Origin of the sequence: Actinomadura montaniterrae (assembly GCF_008923365.1) — a bacterium.
In the GTDB taxonomy this organism is placed as follows: Bacteria; Actinomycetota; Actinomycetes; order Streptosporangiales; family Streptosporangiaceae; genus Spirillospora; species Spirillospora montaniterrae.
The window spans coordinates 1-7,649 of record NZ_WBMR01000333.1 but is presented as its reverse complement, the minus strand read 5'-3'; the positions used below and the strand labels follow the sequence as shown (position 1 = coordinate 7,649).

Here is a 7,649-nt window from a genome sequence, read left to right as displayed (position 1 = left end):
CGGCCCGCGCCCGCCGGACGGCCCGGACGCCGCCGGCCGGCTGCGCGAGCGGCTCCGCGTCGCGGCGTGCTGCCTGGCGCTGACCGCGCTGGCGTTCGGCACCCGGCCCGGCCTCATCCTCGCCGACACCAAGATCGACATGGCGGTGAACCCGCTCGGGTTCCTCGGCCGCGCGCTGCACCTGTGGGACGCCGAGCAGTTCGGCCAACTGCAGAACCAGGCGGTCGGCTACCTGTTCCCGATGGGCCCGTTCTACGCGCTCGGCCACGTGATCGGGATGCCGCCGTGGATCACCCAGCGGTTCTGGACGTCGCTGCTGCTGTGCCTGGCGTTCGCCGGGACGTGGAAGCTGGCGAACCGGCTCGGCATCGGCGGGCCGGGGAGCCGGCTCATCGCGGCGATGGCGTACGCGCTGGCGCCGAACGCCCTGGCGACCCTCGGCCAGATCTCCTCGGAGTACATGCCGGTCGCGATGCTGCCGTGGATCGTGCTGCCGCTGGTCACCGCCGTGACCGGGGAGGGCGGCCGGGTGCGGGCGGCGGCCCGGTCGGGGCTCGCGGTCGCCTGCTGCGGCGGCATCAACGCGACCGCCACCGTCGCGGTGCTGATCGTCCCGCTGGTGTACGTGCTGACGCGGCCGCGCGGGTCGTTCCGGTTCCGGCTGCTGGCGTGGTGGTCGGCGGCGACCGGCGCGGCGATGGCGTGGTGGCTGGTCCCGCTGCTGCTCACCGGCACGTACGGGTTCTCGTGGCTGACCTACACGGAGAAGGCCGCCACGACGACCGCGCCGACCGGCCTGATCAACGTGTTCCGGGGCGCCGAGCGCTGGGTGAACTACCTGATCGTCGACGGGCAGATCTGGTGGCCGGTCGGGCACAGCCTGTCGACCGGCGCGCTGCCGGTCGTCTGCACCGGGCTGATCGCCGCGCTCGGGCTGGCCGGGCTGCTCGGCCGGCTGCTGCCGGAACGGACGTTCCTGCTGCTCACGCTGCTGGCCGGGGTCGCGATCATCACGGTGGGCCACCTCAGCGACCTGCCCGGGCCGTTCGCCGCGCAGGCCCGCGACCTGCTGGACGGCCCGCTCGCGCCGCTGCGCAACCTGCACAAGTTCGACGCCGTGGTCCGGCTGCCGCTCGCGCTCGGGCTCGCGCACCTGCTCGTCGTGGCCGTCCGCAAGCCGGGGCGCGCGCGGGTCAGCGGCCTGGCAGCCGAGCGCCGCCCCGTCCTCGGCGGCGCGCTGCGGGCCGTGCTGAGCGTCCCCGCCGTCGCTCTGGTCGCCCTCGCCGGGATCGGCGTCACGGCCGTGTCGAACGGGCTGACCGGCCCCGGCTCCTTCCCCGAGGTCCCGAAGTACTGGCGGGACGCGGCGTCGTGGATCAACGCGCGGGCCGGGCAGCAGGGCGTCGTCGCGCTGCCCGGCGCGCCGTTCGGCGAGTACCTGTGGGGCCGGCCGATGGACGACATCGTCCAGCCGCTGCTCACCGCCCGCTGGGGCGTCCGGCAGCTCGTCCCGGCCGGGTCGCCCGGGTACACCCGGGCGCTGGACGCGATCGACCTGCAGGTCCGGTCCGGGCAGGGCTCGCCGGGCCTCGCCGCGTTCCTCGGCCGGATGGGCGTGCGGTACCTGCTCGTCCGCAACGACCTGAGCCGCGAGACGCTGCGCGGCGCCTGGCCCGCCCGGCTGCACCAGGCGCTCGCCGACTCGCCCGGCATCCGCCGCGCCGCCTCGTTCGGCGCGCCCGTCGGCGGCGACCTGGTGGACGACGCCGTCTCCGCCACCGACCAGAGGTACCCCGCGCTGGAGGTCTACGAGGTCTCCGGCGCCGACGACGTCGCGAACCTGTCGGACGCGTCCGGCGTCCTCCGCGTGTACGGCGGGCCGGAGTCGCTGCTGGCGATGGCCGACGACCGGGCGCTGCCGTCCGGGCCCGTGCTGCTCGACGACGACGCCCCCGACCTCGGCGGCGCGCCCGTCGTGACCGATTCGCCCCGCCTGCTGAAACGCAACTATGGCGAGCTGCACCAGACCTCGCCGACGCTCACGCAGGCGCATAGAGGGCAGGCCACCGACGTCCTCGACAAGGGCTGGAACCGGTACACCACCCACGTGGTCTACGGCGGCGGAGTCCAGGACGTCACGGCGTCGTCGTCGGCGGCGGCCGACGACGCCATCCCGCAGTCCCGCAAGCCGGGCGCGGAACCGTACGCCGCGCTGGACGGCGACCCGTTCACCGCCTGGCAGACCGGCGGCTGGAACGGGCCGGTCGGGCAGTGGCTGCGGATCGACTTCGACAAGCCCCGCGACGTCCGCAACCTGACCGCCGTGTTCGACCAGGACTCCACGCTCGGCCCGGCGGTCGCGCGGGTCGCGGTGCAGACCGAGAACGGCACCGTCGAACAGGACGTCCAGCGGACCTCCTCCGCGCAGCCGCTGCGCGCCCCGGAAGGGACGAGCCGCTGGCTGAAGCTGCGGATCACCGGCCTCGCGACGAAGCCGGCGGTGCCCGCCTTCGCCCGCGCCGGGGTGTCCGAGCTGAGCATCGGCGGCGTCCACCCGGCCCGCACGTACACCCTGCCGGCGCCGTCCGGGGTCAAGGGCCAGGCCACCTACGTGATGAGCCGGGCGCCCGGCGGCACGTCCGAATGCATGCAGGGCAGCGCCCGCTGGGTGTGCTCGCCGAGCCTCGCGAGCGGGGACGAGGAGGGCGACGGCTTCGACCGCGCCTACACCTCCGCCGTGGCCGGGAAGGCGCCGCTCACCGGCACCGCCGTCCTCACCGACGAACGGCTGATCGCCCAGTACACCGCCGTGAACGGGCAGCCCCTCGTCACCGCCACCTCCGTCCAGTCCGACCATCCCGCCGACCAGGCGCGGTCGGCGTTCGACGGCGACCCGTCCACCACCTGGGTCGCCGCGGACCGGGACGGGACGCCCGCCCTCTCCGTCCAGTGGAAGGGCCGCAAGCGGCTGTCGAAGCTCACCCTCAGCCGGCCGCCCGGCGCGTCCGGCCCGGTCCGGGTGCGGGTCGAGGGGCAGAACGGCGAGTACCGCGAGGGACTGTCCGACGGGCTCGGCCGGCTGTCGTTCGCGCCGATGACCACCGACCGGCTGACGATCACGTTCCTCAAGGACGACCGGGTCGGGCCGGTGCAGCTCACCGACCTGATCATCCCCGGCGTCAAGCCGCTGCCGGACGTGTCGGACGTCCCGCTGACGCTCGCCTGCGGGTACGGGCCGAAGGTCCGGGTGGACGGGACGACCGTGCAGACCAAGGCCACCGGCACCTTCGGCGACCTGCTCGCCGGGCGGCCGCTGCGGTTCGCCGCCTGCAGGCAGGCGCCGCTGAAGGCCGGCCGCAACCACCTGACCTCGGTGCCGCTCGACGCCTACCGCATCGACACCGTCACCGTCGGCCCGCAGGCCGTCGCGAACGGCACCGGCACCGGGGCGGGCGCGGCGGCGGACGCGGGCGCACCGCAGCCGGTCAAGGTCCTGAGCTGGGGATCCAGCTCCCGCAAGCTGGAGGTCGACGCCGCGAAGACCTCGTTCCTCACCGTGAACGAGAACTTCAACACCGGCTGGCGCGCCACCGCCGGCGGCACCGCGCTGCGCCCCGTCCGGCTCGACGGCTGGAAGCAGGGCTGGGTCGTCCCCACCGGGACGAAGGGCGTCGTCCAGCTCACCTACACCCCGGACCGGTCGCAGCGGATCGCCGTGGTCGCCGGGCTCAACCTGCTGCTCGTCCTGCTGCTGGTCGCCGTCTGGCCCGCGCGGGAGCGGCGCGGGACGGGGCCGTCCGGCCGCGCCCTGGTCGCCGGGACCGGCTGGCCCGCCTGGGCCGCGATCGGCCTCGCCGCCGCGCTCGGCGGCTGGATCGCCGGGATCCCCGGCCTCGCCGTCACCACCGCCGTCGCGGCCGCCTGCGGCTGGGCCAGGACCGGCCGCGCCTGGCCGCTGCGCGCCCTCGCGTCCCCCTGGACGGTCGTGCTCGCGATGGTCGCCGGGGCCGGCTGCCTCGCCGCCGGGAACCGGTTCGGGCTCCTCGACAACCCGTCCAAGCCGGACGGGCTGCTCGGCGACGTCGTGCCGCAGCTGCTCGGGCTGGTGATCGTCGGGCGGGTCGCGGTGGAGCTGTGGCGGCCCCGGCCGCGCGGCGGGCCCGGCGGCGGGTCCGGCGGCCGGATCGAGCTCAGCTGGGCCGCCCCCGGGCAGGGGCCCGCCGGGAACGGGCCCGCTCCGGCGGCGCCACCGGGTCCGGAACCGTCCGGCCGGGATCGTCGTGGACGTCGCGCCCGGCGCGCGGACGGCGCCGGCGGAGCAGCGCCATCACCGGCTTCTCCACCAGGTAGTAGCTCGCCGTCGCCGCTGCGATGGACGCCGCCGCCAGCAGGGGCAGATCCGTCAGGACATGCCCCCGGTACATCCGGTCCGCCGCGTCGTACCAGGCCAGAAGAATGATCATCTGCCAGAGGAAGACGCCGTAGGAGATCCGGCCGAGGAAGCGCATCACCCGGTTGCCGAGCACCCCCTCGATCACCGGATGCCCGGCGGGCGCGAACGCGATCGGCGCGACCAGCGCGACCGCGACGAGCCCGAACACGACCAGGTGCAGGACGGACGTCCACAGCGCGTCCGGCGTCTGCAGCGTGTACGGGCCGGTCGCGGGCGTCGCGGCGACCACGTACAGCATCGCGGCCGCCGCCCAGCACGCGCCCCACGAGTCGGCGACCGCCCGGCACATCGCCGCGACCGGGCGCCGCTGGTCCAGCCGGGCCCACACCGTCACGACGGCCATGGCCATGCCGATGGCGAACCACACGAAGAAGTGCGGCAGCCACAGGCCCATCTGCTTGTGACGGTCGGGCACGAACATGAAGACCACGTAGACGAACGAGAGCGCCCCGTACACGCCGATCGCGCGCAGCAGCCGCTTAGCCCGCACGCCCGGGTCGCGCGTCGGGACCCGTTTGGCGTACCAGGCCAGTAGCGGCGCGGTCAGCGGCAGCAGCGCGTACCAGCTGACCTCGACCACCAGGCTCCACGTCTGCCCGATCCGGGGCGGGCCTAGGCCGCCGCCCCACCACGTGTGCGGCAGGTACGTCTGCGTCAGTGTCAGCAGCGATCCCCACGTCAGCGGGTCGCCGAGATGCGCGCGCGCGGACGTCACCATGAAGACGACGATCAGCGCCCAGTACGCGGGCATGATCCGCAGCCCGCGCTTGAGCAGGTACCCGCCGACGCGCGGAGCGGCCCGCCCGTCCAGCACCGCCGCCGCCCACGGGCGGTACAGCAGCAGGCCGGACAGCGTGAAGAAGATCGGCACGCCGACCTGGCCGCCGTTGAACAGCCAGCCGGAGCCGCCCTCCCGGGTCATCGCCCCCGAGGCGCTCGCCACGTGGAACGCCAGGACGGCCAGCGCCGCGAGCGCCCGGACGCCGTCCAGCGCGTCCTGGTGCCCGGAGATCGGCGGCGGGGCGGGCCCGGCGGCCTGCGGCGGCGCCGGCCTCACGGGCCCGTCTTCCGCAGCACGAGCAGCAGGTTCCAGGTCGCGATCTCCCGCAGGCCGGGGACGCGGACGATCCCGGACGCCCAGCGCGGCAGGTAGCGGGGCACCGCGGCCACGACCTCGACGTCGCCGTTGCCGCGCGCCCAGGCGAGCGCCGCCGACACCGACACCGGGTGCAGGCTCTCGCCGTACCGGTTCCTCGGCCGGCGTCCGGTGCGGCGCTCGTACCGGCGGGCGGCCCGGTCGCCGCCGAGGTAGTGCCAGGGCGACGTCTCGTGGCCGCCCCACGGGGACAGCCAGTTGGTGAACGACAGGAACACCAGGCCGCCCGGACGCGTCACCCGGACCATCTCCCCGGCCATCCGCCACGGGTCGGGGACGTGCTCCAGGACGTTGGACGAGAAGCACACGTCGGCCGAGCCCGTCCGGTACGGCAGGGCGAGCGCGCTGGCGACGAGCGTGTTCGGTGCCGGGGGGCCGAGCGCGGTCAGTTCCTTGATGTCGTGGTCGATGCCGGTGCAGCGCGCCCCGGCGTTCTCCAGGGCGCGCGCGAACTGGCCGAGACCGGTCCCCACGTCGACGACGGTGGCGCCGTCCAGGCGGGTGTAGGTGCTGAGCTGGGCGACGGTGTCCTGCGCCATGAGCCCGTAGAAGTACTCCGGATCGGTGCCCTCGCGCCGGAACGCGCTGAACAGCCGGAGGCACCGGCCGAACGTGGCGCGGTGGCCCGGCGCCGCACCGCCGTCCTGCTCGGGGCCGCGGTCCTGCTCGGGGCGGGGGTCCTGCTCGGGCGCCGAGGCAGCTGCCGGCGAGTCCATGGGCAACCTCACGGATCACGGGGAGTACAGGCGGAGCTTACCGGCCGGTATGCGGTCGCCGGGAGACGTCGGCCGAGGCCCGGCCGAGGGTCCGGCCGGGGGCCCTGCCGGGGATGCGCCGACCGCGCCCGCGGGCCATGACCAATATGGGAGGATTCTTCGGATTCGCACGATGAGTGGTCGATGCTATTGGACGGCCGGTTTGGCAAGTCCTGTAGCCTGACCGGGCACGCCGGATTCCGGCCTCACGGCCCGGGGAGACGGACCGCAGTCCCGGAGGTGTTCATGCGGCGACCGGTGGTCGGCCTGATCCTGATCGGCCTGGGCGCCTTCTTTCTCGCGCTCGCGCCCATGGTCCGGTTCTACGTGGCCGACCAGGTGGTGCAGGCCCCGCTGAACCGCTACCAGGTCACCCGGCTGGAGTCGCCGAACAGCACCTACTTCGACCAGTCCGACCTGAAGCTGAAGAACGGCGTCACGCTGCGCGCCAACAACACCATCCGCGGCGACGTGCGGGCCAACGGCGGCAACAACAAGATCGCCGTCTGGGACTCCACCACCGACATCTACGACCAGGCCAAGCCCGACACCCCGGTGCAGATCCAGAAGTTCCGGATCGCGTTCGACCGCCGGACGGGCGTCCTCGTCAACTGCTGCGGCGCCAACGTGGAGGGCGACAGCACCGTCCGCATGTCCGGGTACGGCCTGCTGTTCCCGATCGGGAACGTGGAGAAGCGCGACTACCCGTTCTTCGACATGACCACCAAGCAGCAGGCGCCGATGCGGTTCGGCGCCGTCGAGCGGGTCCACGGCCTCGCGACCTACCGGTTCACCCAGCAGATCCCGCTGACCAAGACCGCCTCGCTCGACACCAAGATGCCGGCGACCATGCTCGGGCTGCCCGCGAGCAAGGGCGACCAGAAGGTCGACCGCTACACCGAGGCCTACAACACGATGTGGGTCGACCCGCGCACCGGCATCCCGGTCAAGCAGCGCGAGAACATCCGCAGCTGGGTGCAGACGCCGGACGGCAAGGGCAAGATGCTCGTCGCGCAGGCCGACCTCGTCACCCTGGAGAAGGACCAGCGCGGCCTGGTCTCGATGTCGGACAAGACGGCGCTGCAGATCGACCTGGTGCGCAGCTACATCCCGGCCGCCGCGGTGTTCTTCGGCCTGGTGATGCTGCTGGCCGGCGGCCTGCTCGGGCTGATGCGCGACCGGACGCCGCCGCCCGTCGAGGCCCCGCGCCGCGCCGACGGCAAGTTCGGCGACGCGGGACCGCCCGCGCCGCCGGCCGCCCCCGGTTCCCCCGGCGCGCCCGCCG

3 protein-coding genes and 1 pseudogene are annotated in these 7,649 nt (G+C 74.3%); 2 read left to right on the top strand and 2 right to left on the bottom strand.

Annotated elements, in window-relative coordinates:
• Window positions 1-139: 139 nt before the first annotated feature.
• Window positions 140-3,082, top strand: a pseudogene (locus F9B16_RS53335) (alpha-(1->3)-arabinofuranosyltransferase domain-containing protein); the annotation flags it as partial.
• Between the two features lie 1,108 nt (window positions 3,083-4,190).
• On the opposite strand, the gene F9B16_RS53330 reads toward F9B16_RS53335, so the two are convergent.
• The gene (locus F9B16_RS53330) at window positions 4,191-5,510 is read right to left on the bottom strand and encodes an acyltransferase family protein (RefSeq protein ID WP_225992596.1); all 1,320 of its coding nucleotides are present in this window, start codon (window positions 5,508-5,510) and stop codon (window positions 4,191-4,193) included.
• A complete protein-coding gene (locus F9B16_RS47415) occupies window positions 5,507-6,325 on the bottom strand; it encodes a class I SAM-dependent methyltransferase (RefSeq protein ID WP_151546838.1) in 819 nt (272 codons plus the stop codon). The genes F9B16_RS53330 and F9B16_RS47415 overlap by 4 nt, the downstream gene beginning before the upstream one ends.
• Before the next feature lie 285 nt (window positions 6,326-6,610).
• On the opposite strand from F9B16_RS47415, the gene F9B16_RS47410 reads away from it, so the two are divergent.
• Window positions 6,611-7,649 (top strand): DUF3068 domain-containing protein (locus tag F9B16_RS47410; RefSeq protein ID WP_192809353.1); only part of this gene is annotated, 1,039 nt, incomplete at its 3' end.

Bases quoted from the DNA above. Each gene is read 5' to 3' on its own strand.
- F9B16_RS47415 (WP_151546838.1), bottom strand. From the start codon at position 6,325: ATGGACTCGCCGGCAGCTGCCTCGGCGCCCGAGCAGGACCCCCGCCCC.